This window comes from Candidatus Chryseobacterium colombiense (assembly GCA_029203185.1).
Taxonomy (GTDB): domain Bacteria; phylum Bacteroidota; class Bacteroidia; order Flavobacteriales; family Weeksellaceae; genus Chryseobacterium; species Chryseobacterium colombiense.
On sequence record CP119310.1, the window covers coordinates 3,640,572 to 3,663,208 of the forward strand.

Annotated in this window: 17 protein-coding genes; 7 read left to right on the plus strand and 10 right to left on the minus strand. The window is 35.3% G+C overall.

What is annotated here, in order from left to right; all coding sequences use genetic code 11:
* Window positions 1-9: 9 nt before the first annotated feature.
* The gene (locus tag P0Y62_16540; protein WEK69430.1) at window positions 10-486 is read right to left on the minus strand and encodes a phosphoglycerate mutase family protein; all 477 of its coding nucleotides are present in this window, start codon (window positions 484-486) and stop codon (window positions 10-12) included.
* A gap of 115 nt (window positions 487-601) precedes the next feature.
* Between P0Y62_16540 and ruvX the strand changes: the two genes are divergently transcribed.
* From ruvX to P0Y62_16570, 6 genes are all read left to right on the plus strand, one after another.
* Window positions 602-1,018, plus strand: a complete 417-nt coding sequence (ruvX, locus tag P0Y62_16545) for a Holliday junction resolvase RuvX (GenBank protein ID WEK69431.1) — start codon at window positions 602-604, stop codon at window positions 1,016-1,018.
* Window positions 1,015-1,587 carry a peptide deformylase gene (def, locus tag P0Y62_16550; protein WEK69432.1) on the plus strand — a complete coding sequence of 191 codons (573 nt, stop codon included), beginning with the start codon at window positions 1,015-1,017 and terminating at the stop codon, window positions 1,585-1,587. Before ruvX ends, def begins: the two co-directional genes overlap by 4 nt.
* A 76-nt stretch (window positions 1,588-1,663) precedes the next feature.
* A complete protein-coding gene (locus tag P0Y62_16555) occupies window positions 1,664-2,224 on the plus strand; it encodes a DUF5606 domain-containing protein (GenBank protein WEK69433.1) in 561 nt (186 codons plus the stop codon).
* Window positions 2,225-2,438: 214 nt separating this feature from the next.
* Complete coding sequence (mazG, locus tag P0Y62_16560) at window positions 2,439-3,206, plus strand: nucleoside triphosphate pyrophosphohydrolase (protein ID WEK69434.1); 768 nt, start codon at window positions 2,439-2,441, stop codon at window positions 3,204-3,206.
* Window positions 3,207-4,286, plus strand: a complete 1,080-nt coding sequence (locus P0Y62_16565) for an FUSC family protein (GenBank protein ID WEK69435.1) — start codon at window positions 3,207-3,209, stop codon at window positions 4,284-4,286.
* 2 nt (window positions 4,287-4,288) lie between these two features.
* The gene (locus P0Y62_16570) at window positions 4,289-5,158 is read left to right on the plus strand and encodes a hypothetical protein (GenBank protein WEK69436.1); all 870 of its coding nucleotides are present in this window, start codon (window positions 4,289-4,291) and stop codon (window positions 5,156-5,158) included.
* A gap of 38 nt (window positions 5,159-5,196) precedes the next feature.
* Here P0Y62_16570 and P0Y62_16575 read toward each other — a convergent pair whose 3' ends face one another.
* Window positions 5,197-8,910 carry a metallophosphoesterase gene (locus tag P0Y62_16575; protein ID WEK69437.1) on the minus strand — a complete coding sequence of 1,238 codons (3,714 nt, stop codon included), beginning with the start codon at window positions 8,908-8,910 and terminating at the stop codon, window positions 5,197-5,199.
* Between the two features lie 26 nt (window positions 8,911-8,936).
* Here P0Y62_16575 and P0Y62_16580 point away from each other — a divergent pair, with 26 nt between their 5' ends.
* Window positions 8,937-10,112, plus strand: coding sequence for a DUF5706 domain-containing protein (locus P0Y62_16580; protein ID WEK69438.1), 1,176 nt, complete (start codon window positions 8,937-8,939; stop codon window positions 10,110-10,112).
* A 49-nt stretch (window positions 10,113-10,161) separates the two neighbouring features.
* Here the strand turns inward: P0Y62_16580 and P0Y62_16585 are convergent, their stop codons facing one another.
* The 8 genes from P0Y62_16585 to nuoL form a co-directional block, all read right to left on the minus strand.
* A complete protein-coding gene (locus P0Y62_16585) occupies window positions 10,162-12,474 on the minus strand; it encodes a GAF domain-containing protein (GenBank protein WEK69439.1) in 2,313 nt (770 codons plus the stop codon).
* A gap of 213 nt (window positions 12,475-12,687) precedes the next feature.
* Window positions 12,688-13,623 (minus strand): SH3 domain-containing protein, encoded by a 936-nt coding sequence (locus tag P0Y62_16590; protein WEK69440.1) that lies wholly within the window; start codon window positions 13,621-13,623, stop codon window positions 12,688-12,690.
* Window positions 13,624-13,732: 109 nt separating this feature from the next.
* Window positions 13,733-15,958: a L,D-transpeptidase gene (locus P0Y62_16595; GenBank protein WEK69441.1), complete on the minus strand. Its 2,226-nt coding sequence runs from the start codon at window positions 15,956-15,958 to the stop codon at window positions 13,733-13,735.
* 17 nt (window positions 15,959-15,975) lie between these two features.
* The gene (locus P0Y62_16600) at window positions 15,976-16,476 is read right to left on the minus strand and encodes a DUF4280 domain-containing protein (protein ID WEK69442.1); all 501 of its coding nucleotides are present in this window, start codon (window positions 16,474-16,476) and stop codon (window positions 15,976-15,978) included.
* Window positions 16,477-16,603: 127 nt separating this feature from the next.
* Window positions 16,604-17,668 carry a hypothetical protein gene (locus P0Y62_16605; GenBank protein ID WEK69443.1) on the minus strand — a complete coding sequence of 355 codons (1,065 nt, stop codon included), beginning with the start codon at window positions 17,666-17,668 and terminating at the stop codon, window positions 16,604-16,606.
* Between the two features lie 159 nt (window positions 17,669-17,827).
* Window positions 17,828-19,213 (minus strand): NADH-quinone oxidoreductase subunit N, encoded by a 1,386-nt coding sequence (locus P0Y62_16610; GenBank protein WEK69444.1) that lies wholly within the window; start codon window positions 19,211-19,213, stop codon window positions 17,828-17,830.
* A gap of 16 nt (window positions 19,214-19,229) precedes the next feature.
* A complete protein-coding gene (locus P0Y62_16615) occupies window positions 19,230-20,723 on the minus strand; it encodes an NADH-quinone oxidoreductase subunit M (protein WEK69445.1) in 1,494 nt (497 codons plus the stop codon).
* Window positions 20,723-22,636, minus strand: a complete 1,914-nt coding sequence (gene nuoL, locus P0Y62_16620; protein ID WEK69446.1) for an NADH-quinone oxidoreductase subunit L — start codon at window positions 22,634-22,636, stop codon at window positions 20,723-20,725. The genes P0Y62_16615 and nuoL overlap by 1 nt, the downstream gene beginning before the upstream one ends.
* Window position 22,637 lies beyond the last annotated feature (1 nt).

The window sequence follows — 22,637 nt, forward strand, 5'->3', positions numbered from 1 at the left end:
TTATTTTTGTTAAATCTTCCCGGGCTCATAAAAAAATAAAAGCTTTTTGTTGGCTCCGTCAAAATCGGCCCAGGAATCACAATCTATTTCAAAACCGGCTACACCACAGGTTGGAAAATGAAAAATATCTTCGGAAATTGAATTGGCAAAATTGGAAATTCCGTTATTATGAGAAAAAAAAGCGACTGAATTATGTTTGTTATCTAAATCATAAATCACCGACTCAAAATTTCTTTCCGACGGATTATACAATTTCTCATCAGTATTAAAATTAAGATTGTAGGTCTGATTGAAAATCTTACATGTATTTAATGCTCTTACAGCAGGGCTGGAAACAAGATAGTCTATAGATATATTATTGGATTTTAAAAACCTTGACATATTCATTGCGTCTTCCAATCCTTTATCAGCCAAAGGTCTGTCAAAATCTTCGGTTTCCTCCGGCCAGTCGCTCTTCGCATGTCTAACGAGTATGATTTTCTTCATAATTTAAGTAGTTTGGGAGAATAAAATTATAAAAAAAATAATGGAATAAAACATGATTTATAAAAAAAACTGTGTGTGGAATAAAATCATTAAAATTTACTAAATTTGCAAACTTATGGGACAAATCCTTGCAATAGACTATGGAAAGGCTCGTTGTGGTATTGCTGCAACGGATGATATGCAGATTATTGCGAGTGGTTTAGATACCGTTCAGACTCCTGTTTTGATTGAATTTTTGAAAAAATATTTTAACGCAAACAGAGTGGATGAAGTGGTAGTCGGACTTCCTGTAGATTTGAGAGGAAATATTTCCGAAGTGGAAACAGATATTTTAAAATTCATAGAAGTTTTTCAAAAAGAATTTCCAATGATAAAAGTTAACCGCTTCGATGAAAGATTTACATCCAAAATGGCTTCGTTTTTTATTTCCCAAAGTGGAAAAAGTAAAAAGCAAAGACAGGAAAAAGGATTAATAGATAAAGTAAGTGCAACCATCATATTGCAGAATTTTTTAGAACAAAGAACAAGATGATTTTACCGATAAGAGCCTTTGGGGATCCTGTTTTGAGAAAAGTAGGTAAGGATATAGATAAAGATTATCCCGAGTTACAAGAGTTGATAGATAACATGTTCGAAACCATGTACAGTGCCAACGGGATTGGTTTGGCTGCACCGCAGATCGGACTGGATATTCGTTTGTTTGTAATTGACGTTACTCCTTTGGCAGAAGATGAAGATTATGAAGATATTAAGGATGAACTGGCAGAATTCAAAAAAGTTTTTATCAATGCTAAAATTCTGGAAGAATCCGGCGAAGAATGGAAATTTAATGAAGGATGTCTTTCCATTCCTGATGTTAGAGAAGATGTAAAAAGAAAAAGTACTATTCTTATCGAATATTATGACGAAAATTTCGTTAAGCATACAGAAACTTTTTCCGATATTAGAGCCCGCGTAATTCAGCATGAGTATGATCATATAGAAGGAACATTGTTCACCGATCATTTAAGTGCTTTGAAGAAGAAGCTGGTAAAGGGGAAGCTTACAAAAATTACCCAGGGTGATGTAAGTATCAATTATAAAATGAGATTCCCTAAATAATTTAAATAAAAACAAAAAGAAATATTAAACAGCAGAAAGCCTTAAGCAGACTGCTATATTCACAAACAATAAAATTATGCTGTTAGAAAAAATAATTTCAATCTCTGGAAAACCAGGACTTTTCAAATTAGTTTCTCAATTAAGAAACGGATTCATTATTGAAGATGTTACCACTAAGAAAAAAGTGAGCATCGGTAACTCTAGCCAGGTAAGTTTGCTAGATAATATCGCCATGTTTACATTTGATAAAGAAGTTCCTTTGTTCGAAGTTTTTGAAAATATTGCTAAAAACTACGATTTTAAAGAAGCTATTCCTCACAAATCAAGCGATGCTGAATTGAAGGAATTCATGACGGCTTCTCTTCCGAACTATGATACGGAAAGAGTATATGCTTCTGATATCAAGAAATTGGCCCAGTGGTATAACATTCTTCATAAAGCAGGATATATCACTCCGGAAAGCTTTGTAAAAGCAGAACCTGAAACTTTAGACGGTGAGTCTGCAGAAGAAGTAAGCGTAGAAAAAGAAGCTCCTAAAAAAGCTGCTCCAAAAGCTGAAAAGCCAGCCGCTCCAAAAGTAAAAGCAACTTCAGCAGCTAAAGCCGCTCCGAAAAGCACACACAGAAAACAAGGATAATCTAATCTTTGAATCTAAAATATAACCTCGTCTTTTGGACGAGGTTTTTTGTTTATAATAGTTATAACAGTTGTCTGTCATTCTAACGAAGGAAGAATCTGTAAAATGTAGAGATTCTTCCTTCGTCAGAATGACAATAAATAAAATTGTAGTTTAATATTTCTCTGCCTAAGTTTTCATTCCTTAAATTTGTATCACTTTGAATTCTCAAACTATGAATACCAAACAGGAAAAACTGGAAGCTTTCGGAAGATTATTGGATATTATGGATGATTTGCGTGAAAAATGTCCGTGGGATCAGAAACAGACCTTACAATCACTTCGCCATTTAACTTTGGAAGAAACGTATGAACTTTCGGATGCTATTTTACAGGATGATCTGCAGGAGATTAAAAAAGAGCTTGGAGATGTTTTGCTGCATTTGGTTTTTTATGCTAAAATCGGTTCAGAGAAAGAAAGTTTTGATATTGCAGATGTCATTAATTCATTGAATGAAAAATTGATTTTCCGTCATCCTCATATTTACGGAGATGTGGAAGTGAAGGATGAAGAAGAAGTAAAACAGAACTGGGAGAAACTGAAACTGAAAGAAGGCAACAAATCTATTTTGGGAGGAGTGCCTAAAAGTCTTCCGAGTTTGGTAAAAGCGTACAGGATTCAGGATAAGGTAAAAGGAATAGGTTTTGAATTTCACGATGCGGAAGATGCCTGGAAAAAAGTGGACGAAGAAATTCAGGAGTTTCATGAGGAAACAGATCCTGATAAAAAAGAGCAGGAATTGGGAGATGTATTTTTCTCCTTGATCAATTATGCAAGAATTTCCGGCATCAATCCGGACTCTGCATTGGAAAGAACCAATTTAAAATTCATTTCTAGATTTCAGAAAATGGAAATCTTAGCTGCAGAAGAAGGCTTAAAACTTGCGGATATGACATTGGAAGAAATGGATGTTCTATGGGAAAAAGCTAAACTTTTGCAATAGATGAAGGTACAAAAACCGATACATCACAGATTTCAATACCTGTTGGAATTCAAAGAAACGGAAAGGAAATGGCATTTTCCCTTTCTTGCAGCATTGTGTATAGGAAGCTGTCTTCTTATCGGATATTTTTTAGGAAAGCCAAATTACGGAGCGCTTTCAAGTTTGGGAGCACTAACGATTTTATATTTCACATCGGCTCCGATTACACAGAGAATGATCCATTTAGTGGTGTGCGCTTTCGGAATTATATTTTCATTTACCATAAGCTCATTTTTTAGCTTTAATGCTTATTTTGCAGCATTGTCATTGGGAGTTGTTTCGTTTTTGGCCCATTTTATTACATCATATTTTAAAATTCCTCCGCCGGGAAACTTTTTCTTCATTATGGTTGCCGCAATGGCAAGTACCTATAAATTTGATTTAGAATTAATTCCTCTCAGAGTGGGGCTCGTTGCAATGGGAGCTATTTTATCCTGTTCATTTGCCTTTTTATATTCTGTTTTTATCGAAAAAAGTGAGATGGTGGTCATTTCAAGAAGATCATTCAATAAGAGGAGGTATACCAAATTTGTGGAGAGTACTATTATTGGATTTTTCATGGCTTCGACTTTAATTATCGGACATCTTTTGAAATTTGAAAATACCTACTGGATTTCTATCGCAGCAGTGGCTATCATTCAGGGAAGGAATTTTGAACATGTCCGGCAGAGGAATACACACCGGATTTTAGGAACCTTCATCGGGCTTGGCCTGGCTTGGCTGATTCTTTTATTCGATCCTGAAAAGATTGTCATGATCTTGATCATCACAGTTTTGCAATTTATCATCGAGTTATTGGTCGTAAGGAATTACGGTTTTGCAGTAGTTTTTATTACTCCGTTAACGATTCTTCTAGCGGAAACGGCAAGTGAGATTCATCATGATATTGAAAATCTGATGCGCGCAAGACTTATTGATACCATTATTGGAAGTTTAATTGGTTTGGCAGCTGGATTTTTCCTTCATCATCAGCAGATTATTAATAACTTAGAGAAAAATATCCGGTTTTCTTATTTTCAATTTAAAAAACTAAAAAAATAGATATGTTACGCATCGTTGCTTTATCAGCGTTCTTATTATGGAGCTGCAATCCAAAGGCACAGGATTCATCCCAGAAGAATGAGCTAAAAGTAGAATTTTCGCTGCCTAAAAAGCTGAAAGAGGTTTCAGGGATCGCCTTATCTCAGGACAAAAAAATAATCTGGGTTATAGAAGACCAGGGAAATAAAAATGTAGTCTATGGCTTAGATAAGCAGGGTAAACTGGTGGCGGATATTTTAGTGGAAAATGCCGAAAACAATGATTGGGAAGATATTACAAAAGATATACATGGGAATATTTATTTAGGGGATTTTGGAAACAATGATAATGACAGACAGAATCTTTCGATCTTAAAATTAGATTTGAAAACACCTTCTCAGGCGACTACGAAAGTTGTTCAGACTACCCGGTTTCATTATGAAGGACAGACTGAATTTCCTCCTAAAAAATCAAAATTGTTGTATGATTGTGAAGCCTTTGTAGAGATGGACGGTAATTTTTACCTCTTCACAAAAAACAGAAGCAAAGGTTTTGACGGAACTTTTCTGGTTTTTAAGGTTCCTAATAAAGAAGGTGATTTTGAAGCGAAATTAATAGGAAAGTTAAGGCTTGAGGGGAAATACAGTGATGCGGCTATAACTTCAGCAGCCATCAACAGTACAAAAGATAAAATTGTTTTGTTAAGCCATAAAAATATTCACGTTCTTTCAGGATTTACAGCTAATGATTTTAGTAACGCAAAAATTGAAAAAGTTTCTCTGAATCATAATTCCCAAAAAGAATCGGTTGTTTTTCTTGATGACAAGACATTGTTGATTGCCGACGAAAAAAATAAGGATACAGGTGGAAATGTCTACAAATTTTCATTATAAAAAACAAATCGCGGACTCATTGGTGCGCGATTTTATTTTTAAAACGTCATTCCTATTCCTCCGGAGATTCTTCCGCCATCGGAACCTGTAAAATAATTCAATCTTGCCGAGAATGTTTCTACAATGCTCATCCAGAAACCACCACCAATAGACTGATGCCATTTTCTTGAATCTTCATGATCATTCCAGACTCTACCGATATCATACCCTATCAGAATTCCCATGTTTGCAGGAACAATAGGATTTCTTACCCTTCCGAAATCCCATCGGATTTCAGAGTTATTGGTAAAATAAGATCTTCCTGAAAACCTGTCATTTCTGAAAGCTCTCATTCCGTTGTTACCTCCAATGCTTGCTGCCTGGTAGAATTCAAAATTGTTATTATTGATCCACATGGCGTTGGTAGAATTCGCCAATACAAAGTTTCCTCTTTTATCAAGTCGGTGGTCGATAGAAAGCGAACCGTTGAGAATAAGGAAACTTTTTTCAATATTTGATAGGTTGGTTTTCCAGTCTGCATTTACAACAAACTCCATTCCTAAAGTAGGAAAAGCGGTATTGTCTAAATTTTTGTAGCTGAAAGTATAATTCGCTCCGGCAAATTGCTGACTGCTGAATACCTCTTGGTTTACATCCGGAGAAACGTCTACAAAACGATTCCCTTTTCTTTGTACTTTATTGTTTTCAAACGTAAGCTGAAACTGATGTTGCAGATTCATCCAGCTTTTCTTAGAAATAGACGGTGCAAAGTTTAACTTTGATATTCTTGCTCTGTTGTATTTTCGGTCTGTGTTTTCTTTATCGTATTCACTTTCATTGGATAATCCGAAAAAGTTTTCAGAAAATCGGGGAGTGCTGTACAATGCATCAATATTAAAATCCCATCCTGCGATTGCTTTTTTGAATATTCCTTTATATGCAAGATTAAAGCCAGCTGTAGCAGTGTAAAAATTAGCTTTTAAGCTGTGCTTTTGTGTAAAAGGATCACGAATGAAGTTATTGACGGTATAATTGACTAATGCACCAATGATAACGCCATCATCAGGATTAAAGTCTATATTAGGATAACCGGCTACAAAATTATATTTCGGATGCTTGTAATTGTAGGTATTGATATCATAATCATCCGAAATCTTTTTGGCTCCTTCACCGTTGTATGTATTTTTCTGTGATTTAAAATCATAGATTTTTACTTTACTTCCGTTGGCAACGGTATAAGTGTCATGATTATAGCCTCCGATTAATCTGATATTCATTTTTGGATGGCCTTCCCCGGAAACCTCATAAATATCATCGTCTTCCAGTCCGTAAATCCAGAGTTCCTTGGTTTTGGAATCCTCATAGGTCTTCTCAAAAACAAGTTCAGGGTTTTCCTGGTTTTTATCAAGCTTATACTGCTGTACAAGAACGGAATTTCCGTTCTTGGTAATGACAAATTTGTCAGGATTTACAGTTCCGGCTAACGGTACTTTTTCCTGTAAAACATCATAATATTGGGAAGCGTAATCCTGAAGTTTTGTTTTTCTGATTTTTAACTTTCGCTGTATATCAGCAAGTGTTTCATCCTGTACTTCTTTAGGAATATTGGTAAATGCTTCATCGATATTTTTATCCGTAAGATGTTCCTGAATATATTTTGCCTGTGCAATCCAGTCTTCCTGAGTCGCTCCTTTTAAGAATATTAAATCTAACGGATAAGGTTCCATATTCATCCATTTTACATTTTTAATATCCTCTTTAAACGTTTTCATATGTCGGATAGCCGGAATATTCATAATAATCTTGAAAGCAGCTCCGTCATATTTACTGAAAGCCTGATCCCGGTCTCGTGGAATCGGCTTGTAAATAACCTTCTTGCCATCCTCATATTCTGCCCATTTCCATTGATCAGAATGTCTGTCCCAGTCACCAATCAGCATATCGAAGATTCTTGCTCTGATATAAGATTCCTTATCAATCGAATATTTATAACTTTTATTTAAGTTCTTTAAAACATCATCGGTAGAAAGAAGGTCTTTTGCATTATCCAGAGAAGCCAATGTTTTCGGATCTGAAGAAAAACGCTCTTCAATCATATACATTTCGTTGCCATAGTTCTGATTATATTCACCTAAAGCCTGTTGCTTAGGAATGTAATATAATCTTGGATTGGAATGAGGTATATTAAGTTTTTCGGCCATATTCCCCACAGAAAAAGGGGTGAATGGATGATTGGTCGTATAAAAATCCAGTAAGAATTTATCCGGGAAAGTATTATTAAGCTCGTTTCCGAAAGTACTTTTCTTAAAGGCCATATTGTTCAGAAAACGGACTGCGCTTTTTTTGACTCCCCTCATGACAAATTCCTGTCCGTCCTGAGTTTTAAGGCGTAAACTATTCGACTGGTTTCCGCCGCCTTCTCTGAAAGGGGTATAGCCTCCGTCAAGTGTCGAAAGATTGGCGGTAGGAGCTTCAATCGGCATTCCGTAATATTTTCTGTAATGTTCCCCCCAAAGCCATCTGTAAATCGGTCCTTTCTGTGTTAATTTTTTAGGATAAATAGTGGAAGTAACAGTGGCTGGAAAAGAATCGGGATAATTATTGATAAATTTTTGAGGTTTTTCAATAACCTGAACATGGGTAAGCTTTTTTAGAGTATTGTTTTTTGTTGAAAAATATTCAATATCCGAACTCTCATCTTTTCTGATGTTCAATATGGCAAAGCCGCTTCCTCCGTAGGAAAAATCTGTCCTTGAGCCAATGGTTGCAGGATCTACTTTTGAACCAGCTCCACTTACAATTTGTCTGATGTTTCTTTCTTCATGATATTGAAGATTATGATCATGCCCGGAAACAAAAATAATATTTTCTTTATCCTGAACAATACTTTTTAACCGGTTGGCTAAATCAGCGTAGTGTTGATTGTTTATATCTTCCGGGTTTGCTCCTGAAGAACTTCTTAAAATATTGATAATGCTTGCAATTCCGGGAAGAGGAATCTTCGTGTTTAAAGGAAAAAGATGAGAAGCCACAGAATTGTATCCTGCATGAGTTCCGCTACTGATAATGGGATGATGGAGTGCAACAATAATTCTCTTATCCTGATTTTTAGTAATCAGGTCTTTAAAGTCGGTGAAGAGGTCTTCACGGGTTTTAATGTCACAATTTTTATTGATACCCGGATAATTATCCCAGTTTGCCAATGCCCATTCTGTATCGATTACAATTAATTTAATATCTTTCGTTAAGCTGATATCATCAAGCGGGCACGAGTTTTTTGGCAAGAAAGCTTTTTTATCATTAAAATAATTTTTCACCAATTCTTCCTGAGCTTTTAAGCCATCCAGTCCGCTGTACCAGTCATGATTTCCCGGAATTACCAGTGTTTTTCCCTGAAAGTTTTTGGTGATATCCAGTTGGGTTTCCAGTTTTTTCTTTGCCAAAGCATAATTTTCATCAGATTTTTTCGGCATTCCGCTAGGATAGATATTGTCTCCTAAAAAAATCAGCATAGAATTTTTACTGGCGGAGTCAAGCTTGGATTTAAGCAGGTTTAAGGTTTGCTGAGATTGTGGTTCATCCGCATTACCGGCATCACCTATGAGAAAAATCTGGAAATCATTTTCAGCTTTGTTGTCAGAATGTTGTATTTCAGATAAGTTTTTACCCTTTTTTACGTTATATGTTGCGCAGGAATAGAGTACTCCTGCGGATAATACCGTTCTTATGACGACGGACGTATTTTTTAAATGAGTTTTAAAGGATAAATTCATAAATTTACAATAACAAAATTTCAGTGATGAGCATTTTACAAAAAGCCAAAGATTATGTTGAAATCTTATTCAAAGATAAGTTATCTTCGGTATACTTTTATCATAATTTTATTCATACTACTTACACAGTAAACAAGGCTGAAGAAATCTTGAAGCATACACCGGTTTCTGAAGAAGATCAGGAGAAAGTGCTGCTTGCTCTTTGGTTTCATGATACAGGGTACATAGAATGTGCGCAGAACCATGAAGAAAAAGGCGTTGAAATCATGAAAGATTTTTTGAAAAAAGAAAATTATCCTGAAAACGGGATCGAAGATATTGCCAAGCTTATTTTAGCTACTAAAATTACTTATGAGCCCCAGAATCTGCTGGAACAGATTGTAAAAGATTCGGATTGCAGCCATTTTGCGAGCCATGATTATAATGATATTTCTGATGCGCTCAGAAAAGAATGGGAGCTTACCAATGTGAGATGCTTTTCCAATGATGAATGGAATGCCGGAAATCTGGAAATGCTTAAAAATAAACATAAATTTTACACAGAGTATGCCAAAATGGCGTGGCAGCCTTTAAAGGAGAAGAATATCAAGAAAATTGAGAAAAAGTTGGAAAAAGAAGATGAAAAGGAAAGCAAAAAAGAAAATTCAGGGAATAAAAAAGAAAAGGAGCCAAAATCTGACCGAAGTGTGGATACTTTGTTCAGAGTAACGCTGAGTAATCATACGAGATTAAGTGATATTGCGGATAGTAAAGCCAATATTTTGTTATCTGTAAATGCTATTATCATTTCGGTTTGTCTTTCTGTTTTGGTTCCCAAACTGGATGCTCCAAAGAATTCACATTTGATTATTCCGAGCTTTATTCTTTTGTTATCCGCGGTTTTAACGATCATATTTGCGATTTTATCTACAAAACCTAATGTTACACAGGCTAAATTTACCTTACAGGACGTTGCCGACCGAAAAGTAAATCTTTTGTTCTTTGGTAATTTTAACAGGATGATTTTTGACGATTATCAGAACGCGATGAATGTATTGATCAAAGATCGTGATTATATCTACGATTCGATGGTAAAAGATTTATATTATCTTGGGAAAGTGCTTGACAGAAAGTACAGGCTTTTGTCTATAACCTATAAAATTTTTATGGCAGGAATCATCATTTCTGTATTGTCTTTCGGATATGCCTTTCTTACGCTGTAGAGTTTGAACAGTCGCAAAGAGATTTAAAAAAGCTTGGTGGCTATGTCGTTTATTGATCCTGCGGAACAAGGGAAACTCTTAAAGCCAAAAGTCCTGTAATTCCCTGCAGATCTTCTACTTTTAAGAATTCTACATCATGGTGAAGAATATTTTTTTTCTGTAGCTTACTGATATACTCCAAATATTCTCTTTGATTTTCCATTCCGAAATATACAATGGTAATTTTTCCCGGACAGGTAATTCTGTCGGAAGAATCTTTGATGTGAGCTTTATCTAAACGTTTTTTGATGATCTCATAATAAGAATTATAAGCACCATCTATATCAAAACGTTTTTCATCCATTCTGAAGCGGATGTCCACCTTCTCATTATAGACAAATATTAAAGAAGCAATATCCAGAGGAACGGGTAAGCTTGTTTTGAAATTTTGAAACTCCTGTTCCAATGTACAAACAGTTTTCAGCTGCCAGTATCTGAGCCTGTGAACTACTTTTGAGGTGTAATGCAATTCAGGAGCAATTGCGTTGCCAATATATAAATTATGCTCAACGCCATCTGACTTAAATCTTTCATAATAATGCGGAAAGATCTGCTGTGCTTTAATCTGGCCTTCATCCAGAATATCTGCAAGCTTTCTGTTGACTAGCGTAATAGATTCGTCCAAGCTTTTTCTGTGGCCATAAAAAAGGTGATTCTGAGCGAAAACTTTGGAGAAGTAGTTTTTAATTTTTGATTTTACTTCTTTCGTACTTTTTATTTCCAGTTTTCCCTGCAAAAAAGGGTGAATTTCATCTCTTAAAAGCCTTTGAAAACGTTGCTCTGTATCTGCTTTAATATCATTATTCAGTTCATTTTCAAAAATATCTAAAGCCAGTAAATATTTTTCCGAATCCGAATTGATAAGGGAAAAAAGATCATGAAGGTTTTCTATCTGCTCATTTAAGTCTGCAAGCATTAGATTATAGCGCTTTTCAGAGGACGAACGAATATCAGAAAAGCTAAAAAGCGGAGTAAGATTTTTGAATGAAATCTGCTTCAATGTATACATTTTTCTCCCTAAAAATGCATTGTAATATTTTTCTGCTTCATTTCTGAATTTCCAGACTACACTGTCGTGAATCGTGGTGTATTCTCTTTGAATAATGGCTTCTATCTGGTTATTTCTTTCAAAACTGAATCTGCTCAGAGAGAAAAGAATCATATCAGCGAAAAATTCAAGTTTTTTAAGCTTTAAACCATTAAAACTATATGCCAAAGGAGACGTGAATTCCATGATGGCAAGAAGTTCATTGTCTTTCATGATCGGGATGACCATGAAGCTGTTGATATTATTATCTTTTAAAATACTGAATGAAGGAAGTTTTTGGATCTCATGATCCAAATGATCAACATTTGAAATGACAACCGGCTTGGAATTATGGCTTAAATTATTGAAAGTACTTTCCCTGACTTCCTGATCAAAAGTATTGATCCAGAAATCGAGAATATGATTGGTGAAAACATTTTCATAGATCGGGACCTTTTCCAGTCTTTTTTCCTTTTTGTTGAAAAGCATTAATCCAAAATTAAGCTCAGGAACATCGAAATAGGATTTGAAAATTTCCTTTAGATTATCATCGGGAACCAGATTCTCCGGATCAATTTTAATCATGGTGGATTTTAAGTCTGATAAAGCCACTTCCGAGGTACAGTCTACCAGAGAAATAATAGTAAAACCACTTAATATCCAAGATTTTGAAGGGAAATACTTTTTCCATAGCGCAGTATCATCCAGATTTTCCAGAAGCATATCTATAACTGTGTCTGGAGGAATTGGCGCATCCGGAGTGGGATAAACCTCCGAGAAATCAGAATTTACCGTAATTTTGTAATGTTTCATGATTCCCTGTTTATTGGGAATATCATAATAAAAGGGAAGTGTGGTCTTGATATCTCTTTTGAAATAAGTCTGCAGGATAAGACAACAGCAGAAAACATAAAACTCATCATCATCAATGTTTCTGAGTTCAATTTCAAAGTCTTTTCCGGCCTCTTTCAGTATATTCTTGAACCGTTCAGTATAATTGAATGTAATATTGGACAGTGGAATACTTGCTGCTTTGATTTCATTATTCGTTAAACCTGTTGGAAAAAGATCGGCAAGTAAAAGCTGGATGATATCTTCATATTTGTTTAATAAAGATACATCCTGAAAACCATTTTTCAGTTCCTGAAAATTATTGGTTTTTTCGATAAGTGATTCTGCATAGTTCGCCCGGTATTCTAATCTGTCGTTATAACGGATATGCTCCAACACATCCAAATATTTTTTGAACGATATGTAAACCTGAAATGGAGCGTCTTTTTTATAAAGGTTTGCCAACAACTGAAATTTAGAGTAAAGTTATGAAAAAAATAGATTTTTTCAGGAACGAAAAGTCAGAGATATGTGAGATTTACGAATGTATTTAAACTTAAATGAAATTATGCTTTATGTGTTCGATAAAAAAGTAATACTGTTGTTATTGTGATAGCTTAAAGGGAAATCTTACGATTTATGGAGATGTGCTATTGATTAAAGGAAGTCAAAAAACAATTATTTTATCCTGCTTTTATGGACATAGCCCTGTTTTCCATTTTTCGTTTTAACAAGCCACCAGTCTCCGGATTGATCTAAAACTTCTACCTGTTCGCCCGAGTTTATTTTTTCTACAATTTCGGAAGATGTATTTTTATCTTTTCTGAGGTTAGTATATCCATCACTATCGTGGATATAGTATTCTGTATTTTCGCCTTTAATGATATAAGATTTAAAAAACGGCTTATATTTTACATTGTAAAGGGACAATTCATTTTTATCAAGCTTATTAACGATTTTATCATCGATATAGTGGTATAAATTATAGTAAATAACCGTTTTGTTTTTCCAGCCTGTATCATATGACGGAGAAAAAATGGCTTCCACTTTATCTGATTTCTCAATCTGTTTTTTCAGCTCTGGAATTGAAAATTTATTAACAGCATCTTCACTGATTAACAACGCATCCTTTTGAAAATTAATATCCACAATATTCTTATCAAAATAGTCTTTATTGGTTAAAAATGCCTGCGGAAGATTCTGGTTGATATAATCAAGGAGTTTATTTTGCTTGTATTTATATTCTCCTTTAATAAAATAAGAAGGTTTATAGAGAAATAACTGGAATAAATCCAGCTCATAATCTTCCAGATAATATCCTAAATTCTGATCATTGAAAATGAGTGATAAAAAATAATAAGATCTTATATCATCCAATTGCTGTATCCGAACGAGCAGCAGTTTGATAAAAAATACCTGTTCGTATTGACCCTGATCAAAATTTCTACTGGTTAAAAATTTAAAAAAGCTATTTCTGAAAGACTGATCCTCCAAAGAACTCACTTCTATTTGTTCTATGTATTCTCCGTTATACTTGTATTTATTAAAATCTAAATCTTCAATAAAGGAATTGGAAACATTAATTCCATCTTTTAATTTGTCATTTATATTCATTGGAGCTGTTGTATTTTTTGAGGTTTCAGAGATTTTGTCATTTTTGTCCTTACAACTTATCATTAAAGGCAAAAAAAGTATAAGAAAAAATTTTATAAAACTTTTCATATTATTTTTTTATAGTTACTTTACCGGGTTTCACATTAGGATTATTTTTCTTAAAATCTACCCACCAATCATAGAAAGCTTTTGCATCATCATCCCAGACTCTTATACAACCTTGGGTTCTTTTTAATGTTTTAACTTCATATCCCTCCTGGCGCCCTCCATGAATTCTTATGGCAGATCTTCCACTTTTTGCAGCTTCATCTTTGTTTCCGGCGATAGGCTCAAAAACAAGTCTAGGATTGGGGCCATATGATTTTCTATTCTCTTTATTGGATTGATAAAAAGGAGTGCTCTGGTTGATCTGAAATTCTCCAAAAGGAACATCCGAATTGGTTTTCATATGATCTTCACCTGCAATTCCTTCCAATAAACAGTCATTGAAAGTTAAGACAATTTTTTGGTTATGATCATATACCTCAATTTTTCCTCTTCTACAATTGTTTCTCACTGCAGTTCTTTCTATGTGAGTACATTTACTTCCTGTATATTTCTCTGTGATTACGACATTCCATGTACTTTTATCCAAGGTAGGCTGTGCAGCCGCAGGTTCACTTTTATTGCATTCAAAAAATTTCACTTTATTTTGCTTTCCTTCTTCATAAAATTTTGAAATGCTTTTTTCGATTTCCCAGATATAAGTTTTACCTTCTCCGTCATATTGTTTTTCTCCATTTTCGAACCATATTTTCTTTTCATCATACAATTCAGAGAAAGTCTGGGTTTTTCCGTTACTTCTTTTTACTTTAATATTTTTGTGGAGCTCCCCTTCATAATAGAATGCGGGATTTTGACGGTAACCATAATGTCTTGATTTGCTTAGATCGGTCAGGTTTCCGCTTTTGGTATAGGCAAGAGGATATTTGTTATCAAAAACGACATGGTTTGGCTCATTCCCTTTACCTACATCAACAGGCATCAGGATAGATAGATAAAAATCTGTAAGGGTATTTATTTTATCTTTTTTCTTTTCAAGATATTTTTCTACATACTCTAATTGCTTAACAGCAGTCATTTTCAGTAATGCTTCGCGTGTGGTTTTAACAGATTTTGCTGCCGAATCTCCAAACTGTATCAGACCCACATAGCTTGTTCCTTTACCGGCAGTAGGTGAGAAGGTTTTTCCTGTTTCCAAAGCCATTCCTGCCATAAGGAGATTGGGATCTTTTCCTAGCCTTTTGGCTATTTCAACGACTTTTTTTCTAAACTCACAGCTTACTTTTCCTCCCCATATCAGATCTTTATATTGTTCTTTACAAATACAGGTACTAGGTGCTTTGCTATCCGCATTTACTACTGTCGGGCTTTTTCCCGATGGATTAGAAGGGGCTGGTTTTTGATCCTTTTTTACTGTCCCTTTTACTTCCGCCCAATCGTGAATTTTTTTACTAATTTGTGTAACAACTCCTGAAATGACCTCTGTAGTTGTTTCTATGATTCCGTTTTGTTCTTTTTTGCTCTCTCCCTTTTTGGCAGCCGGAGAACCTGGAACTTTGGGTTGGGAAGTAGGAAGAGCGGGTTTAGATTGAGGTTTTCCTGGAGGGGTATTGATTCCGGGAGGAGTATTGACGTTTACATTTTCTGAAGCATGTTTTTTATTTTCATAATATTCTACAGTGACGTAGAATTCCAGTTGTTTTACATCAGTTTCACTTTGTATAGCTTTTTTCATCAAAGCTGAGGTAAGTATAAATTCTGCTTTAGCCGCTCCGTTTATTACTTTTCCCTGTTTACTGTCTACCTGCAAATTGTTAGCATTATGACCACTGTCTTTGGCATCATCTTCCCAAAGTGTAAATTTGAGATATTTTCCCTCTAAACCTACACATTGTGCTTCGGCGATAAGCTTTTCCGTAAAATTGAAGACTGTTCCCGGAGTATTGTCTACATATTTTAGCTGGATTCTATTTATCTTTGGAGTATCTCCAGGCTGAGGATTTATTTCAAGAGCCATTGGAGCCTTGCCTTCCGGTTCGTGTAGATATGCTTCAATTCTATAAGTATTCTGATAGGCATTATTTTGAAATGTAAAACTGCTGATTCCTTTCTTTTTGATATTGGTAGGAACAAATTTTCCATTTACTTTCTTAAAAAGTTGCCATGTAACCAATGTCGGATTTCTTTTTTCTTTAGGGGTTGCCGGATACCATTCATCAATGGTATAGGTTACAGTTTCTCCTATTTTGGGCTGGGTATTACCGGAAATTTTATAAACGCCTTGTTTTGACATAACATTGCAATTTGGGGTTAGATGGCATCGGCTTCATTGTCACTATTTTCCTTTTGGAATTCTTTAAAGTCCATAAAAGGATTAATGTTATGTTGTTCCTGAGGATCTGCATTCTGAACATTTTGATTATTCATAGCAGCAGTTTGCCCGTGTTCTTTTATTGTAATTTTTCCGCCTGTTGTACACATAAGTTCGGAAAGTTCTGTGACACAGGATTTGCCCATGATTTTTACCTGTTCATAAGTTTTCTGCCATTTTCCGGCGGGTGCAAATGCACAAGGAAGATATCCTCCAGATGTAGGCTTGAGTTTACATTGTCCAAAACTTGGGCCTGGAGGAGTAAATTGCACATCGTCTTCTGTAACGGCTAAATAATCAGCTTCTCCTTCCTCACTGTTCCAATAATGTTTTTGGTGAGAAGTTACTTTATACTGCGGAAATTGATTGCCCTGATTACATTGGGCTTTCCCTTTTTGTACAACGAAATGCTTTCCGTCGTGTGGAGATGAACCGGACATATTTTGTGTGTATTGATTTGGTTTTATAAATCTATAAAAAAATTAAGAGCAAAAAAGTAGTAGAATTACTACATTTTTAAAACTTTAAATATTCACCTCATACACTAATTGTTAAAAATAGTATTGCTTACTTCTCCTGTTTTTCCATCATGAAGATTTCTTTTTCCGTTACATCATCAATATATATATTGAAAGCAGCTTCTATTTTCTTAAAAGATAAATCTGTTCGGTTAAAGCTGTACTCTGAAAAATAATCGCAATTAACAGCATTTTCTGTTAAAGGAGCTTTAGTATCAAAAATGGAAGACTTGGAGTAGAGCTGATCCATACTTCGGTTATCTGACGAACGTCCACTTTGGATAATTTTTAAGACAGCATCATTTTCTTTGGGCTGGATTGTATTCCGGAGTTCGAATCGGATAGGAGAGGCATTGGTAATCCAGGGTACAAAATCATAATAGATTTGTGAATCTGTCCAGTCACCATAGATTGCTCTATAGAAAGTACCTGTCAGAAAATGGACAGGTAATGTATTTTTGAGATTTTCTAAGAGAATTTTTTTATTTTCTATGACCGATTTCATTTGATTAATATATGAACTGGAATATTCATCCGTGAAATAACTTTTCAGGGTCTCGAGGTGATCTTTAATTAAATTTTCAGGACTGGTTAAGCGGATATCTTTAATTTCAGTTTCCTCATTAATGATAATTTGTAAAGGATATAAGACTTCAACACATGCTTTTGCCAAACTGGACATTTTGGTATCCGATTCTATTCCTTCTTTTTTAAAATCATACATTTGAAGGCTGAAAATATGTTCACTGTTATCAAGCTGGATATAGTTAAGATCAATTTGATACTCGTAATCTGTTAATAGAGCGTCATTTAAAAACTTCTGATGATTAATTGTATACTTGCCTTTTAATAAATCAATTGGAAAGGGAATTTTACCTTGAGGCGGATGGTAATATAAGCTATCTCCGTTTTCAATAATTTTTTTGTTAAGTTCCTTTATTTCATTTCCAAATGGGAGCAGGAGAGATTGTCCCGTTCTCAAATCATCAAAAAAGCGTTCATGCTTAGCACAATGGGTATTATGAAATTCTCTGAGATAGATTGGGTTTTCGATTTTAAGATCGGATGCAATTTTTTCTAATGAATCGTTGGGAAGGGCTATATAGGTAATCATATGTTTTGTGCTGCGTTTTATAATAATTGCTGTTTAATTATTATAGGTTTGAATTAAAAGAATGAAGCTTTTAATTTTCAATAGGAAATTTATAAAAAAATAACAAAAAAACCTTTCAAGTAATTTGAAAGGTTTTTAAATTTTATAATGGTAAGGCTTTTAGAACCCGGTTAATCTTGCAAATAAATCAGGGAAAACTCCTAAGATAATGATTGAAGCGATAACAAATACTCCCACGATATTGTAAGTAAGAGTTACTTTCTCTGAAGATTTGAATGAGCTTTCTTTGAAGAAGAACATGGAAATGATCAGCCTCAAATAGTACGCAATAGAAACTGCAGATCCTAAAACCGCTACCAATACCAGGAAAACTCCATGATTAGAATTCATTGCCTGAGAGAATAAAGCAAATTTTCCCATGAAACCGGCCGTTAACGGAATACCTGCCATGGAAAGCATAGAAATTGCCGCTGTTGTAGCTAGTAAAGGTTCTGTTTTTGCTAATCCTCTGAAAGCTCCGAAAGAGGTTTCTCTTTTCAGTTTTTCAACATAGATCAAACACATGAATACTCCCACTGTAGATAAAGCGTAAGCAAACAAATAGAACGCTAAATTGTAAGTAGAAAGACTTGTCATTCCGAAGAATACCAATCCGATATATCCTGCGTGAGAAACTGAAGAGTAGGCCAACATTCTTTTCGCGTTTGTCTGAGCAAGACCCATAACGTTTGCTAAAAGCAATGTAATAATTAAGAATACTCCGAAAACATTGATCCATTCTGCTGTAACACCGCCAAATCCGATCGTCATTAATCTGAACAGGGCAAAGAATCCTGAGATTTTCACAACACTTGCCATGAAAGCAGTGATCAATGAAGGCGCTCCATAATAAACATCGGGACTCCACATATGGAAAGGAGCCAATGCTACTTTGAATGCCAATGCACAAAGAATCAATAATACTCCCAAGATGAACATAGCATCATGAGGATTTGAAACTCCGAAACTCTGGATTTTATATAAATCAAAACTTCCTGTACTTCCGTAGATAAATGCAATACCAAACAACAGGAAACCTGTTGCAAATGCACCCATCAGGAAATACTTGATTGAAGCTTCGTTTGATCTTAGATCTGTCTTGTTAGCTCCCGCCATTACATATAAAGGAATAGAAAGAATTTCAACTCCTAAGAATAGCGTTACTAAATTCTGGTATCCAAAAAGGATAATTCCTCCGCAAAGAGCAAAAAGCATCAATGCATATAATTCTGACTGGTGGCTTCTGTGGTTGCTGAATGCAAAACCTCCCAAAAAGAATAATAATAATGTCGTTACGATTGATATTTTTGTGAATAACGCAGTATTAGCGGTGTAGTCATACATGTGTTTGTACTGTCCGAAGAAAGCACATTCAGGCATGAAACTTACCCATAATGCGATGATTAATCCCAAAATCCCAATGTATCTTGCGAATTTCCCTTGTTCAAAAACTCCTGAAAATAACGCAACAACTGCCGTTAGGAAAACAATAATTAAAACACTCATTTCTTAAAATATCAAATTAGCTTACCATTGATTGGTAGATAAACTTCAACGAACTATTCACCATTTCGATTATCGGTTGTGGGAAAATACCAAATACAATCACAAAAACCGCTAAACTTGCCAATACAGAGAATTCTACTGCAGAAAGATCTTTCACTGTACTTAGCACAGCATCATCACCTTGCCCGAACATTGCTTTTCCGTAGAATCTCAATAAATATACGGCAGCAAGGATTACTGTAAGACCAGCGATTACCGCTGCTAATCCATTAAAATCATAAACAGATTTCAATAAGATAAATTCTCCAATGAATCCATTAGTCAATGGAACTCCCATTGATCCTAATATAATGATCAAGAACAATACGGCAAACTTAGGAGCAACTTTCGCCAAACCTCCCATTTGTCTGATGTCTCTTGATTTAAATCTCTTATATAAAATATCACAACAGTAGAATAGACCCACTACGTTGATACCGTGAGCGAAAGTCTGTACTAAAGCACCTTCAGCACCCTCGATGTTGAAAGTTCCTCTTAAAGAAATTACAGCTGAAGCGAAAATACCTGCCACCATTAGTCCAACGTGAGAGAAAGAAGAATACGCAATGATTCTCTTCATATCGGTCTGGATGATTGCAATCAAAGCTCCGTGTACAATTCCTACAATTGCCAGAATAATTACAATCTGTCCTGAAATTCCTGCGATCGGAAGGGGAGTGATCGGTAATAAATAACGGATAACTCCATACACTGCCATTTTAAGCATAATACCAGATAAAAGCATCGAACCCTGAGTTGGTGAATACGTATATGTATCCGGTTGCCAAGTATGGAAAGGGAATACCGGTAATTTCACTGCAAAAGCAAAGAAGATAAACCAGAATACCACAGTCTGTTGTGTTTCGTTCAGTTGAGCATTATAAAGATCTGTCAGTGCAAAAGATGCAGAGTTGTTATACACATAAATCAACCCGGCTAACATGAATAATGACCCAACGAATGTATAGACGAAGAATTTCGTAGTGAATTCAAATCTTTTATTTTCCTGACCCCAAAGTCCGGCAATAAACCAGATCGGAATCAAAGTAACTTCCCAGAAGATGTAGAACAATAGTCCGTCAAGCGATGTGAAAACTCCTACAAGCCCGAACTGCATCAGCAGGATCAAACCGTAGAATGTATTTCTGTAGCTTACATTTTCATTAAAAGAAGATAAAATAATGATCGGCGTTAAAATATTTGTCAACAACAAAAGAAGTAAGCTCATTCCATCGATTCCGAAGTGAAGAGTACTTTTAATGAATTGTGACCAAGGGTAATTGATCTCATGCTGCAATACGCTGTCTACCGTTGGATTAAAATCAAAATCCGCTGCAATATAGAACGTTATAAGCATTTGAACCAATGCAATTCCCAGTGCCAAATATTTGCTGGATTTATTTTTCCATGCAAAAACTAATCCCGAACCTACTAGAGGTAATAGTAATAATGTTAATAATAAACCAGACATTATTGTAATATAAAGTTAACAATCAGTATAATTCCCACAGCCAAAGACATGATCAGAATGTAGTTCTCTACATTTCCATTCTGGATACGCTTCATCGCTTTTCCGCTGTCTTCAGCACCTTCGCCTACGAAGTCTACAAAACGATCAAGAATACCTTTATCAAACATCTTTCCTCCGCGTCCTAATCCTTCAACAGTTTTTACAATTAATGCATTGTAAAGTTCGTCAACATATAATTTTTTAGCAGACAATTTTTCCCATCCTGTATACTGCTCTTCCGGTAATGCTTGTTTTTTCTTATTTACATAAGTGTTTTTAACAATGAACCAAACGCAGAAGAACATCAGAACAGTTGCTCCTAAAAGTATCATTTCAGTACCAAACGGAACTCCTGATAAGGTAGCTTCCATTTGTTTAAAGCTTTCCTCAGTAAGCACGGGCTTCAGCCATTCCATTAATTTTGCATAATGACCGTGACCGATGAAGTGAGGAAGGTTAATTAATCCTCCTACAACAGAAAGAATAGCCAATACGATCAATGGTAACGTCATATTAGACGGGCTTTCGTGTAAGTGGTGTTTTTGATCTTCAGTACCTCTGAACTCTCCGTGGAAAGTCAAATAGTACAATCTGAACATATAAGTTGCAGTAATAGCCGCTAAAATGAATAATAATACCCAATACATTGGATTTTTAGCAAAAGCTGCTACTAAAATTTCGTCTTTTGAAATCATCCCTGATAATAAAGGGAATCCAGAGATAGCTAATGTTCCGATCAGGAAAGTTGCGTGAGTAATCGGGATGTATTTTTTCAATCCTCCCATGAAACGCATATCCTGCTCGTTGCTCATAGCGTGGATTACAGAACCTGCTCCCAAGAACAACAATGCTTTGAAGAAAGCGTGTGTCATTACATGGAACATAGCTGTTGTATACGCTCCAAGACCTAAGGCAATGAACATAAATCCAAGCTGTGAAACCGTAGAATAAGCCAATACTTTTTTGATGTCGTTCTGACGAAGTGCGTAGAATCCAGCTAAAGCAGCTGTTAAGAATCCGATGAATAAAATTCCTCCCTGAACAGTAGGCGCTAAAGTAAATAAGAAGTTAGATCTTACTACTAAATAAATACCCGCCGTTACCATCGTTGCCGCGTGAATTAACGCAGAAACTGGAGTTGGACCCGCCATTGCATCCGGTAACCAAGTATATAATGGAACCTGAGCAGATTTACCAGTAGCTCCGATAAATAAACTCGCCGTAATAAAGATAATTACGTTTCCGTCCAATTCAAATTTTCCGGCATTCTGTGATACGGTAAGATAATCAACAGCGTTAGTCTGAGAAGCGATCATGAAGATACCGATCAGTAACGCTAGGTCACCAATTCTGTTCATGATGAAAGCTTTTCTTGCTGCTTTACCATATTCCTCGTTGGTATACCAGAATCCGATAAGTAAGTAAGAACACAATCCTACACCTTCCCATCCGATGAATAAGATCAGGTAGTTGCTTCCCATTACCAATAATAACATTGAGAAGATAAATAAATTCAGATAAGTGAAAAACTTATAGAAACCTTTATCGTGACTCATATATCCGATAGAGTACAGGTGAATTAAAGAACCAATTCCTGTGATGATCATGATCATCATTAATGATAACTGATCGATCTGGAATCCGAAATTGATCTGAACTCCGTTTACTCTAAACCATTCAAAAGCTTTTACAATTACAGGCTGGCTTTCGGAATCAAAATTCATAAAAATACTCACTGCGATGCAGAAAGATGCAAAAACCATTGCTGTAGCCAAGCTACCCACAACAATTTTTGGAAGATTTTTTCCGAATAAACCGTTAATAAGAAACCCTAAAAGTGGTAAAAGTACTATTGCATATACTAAATTCTCCATT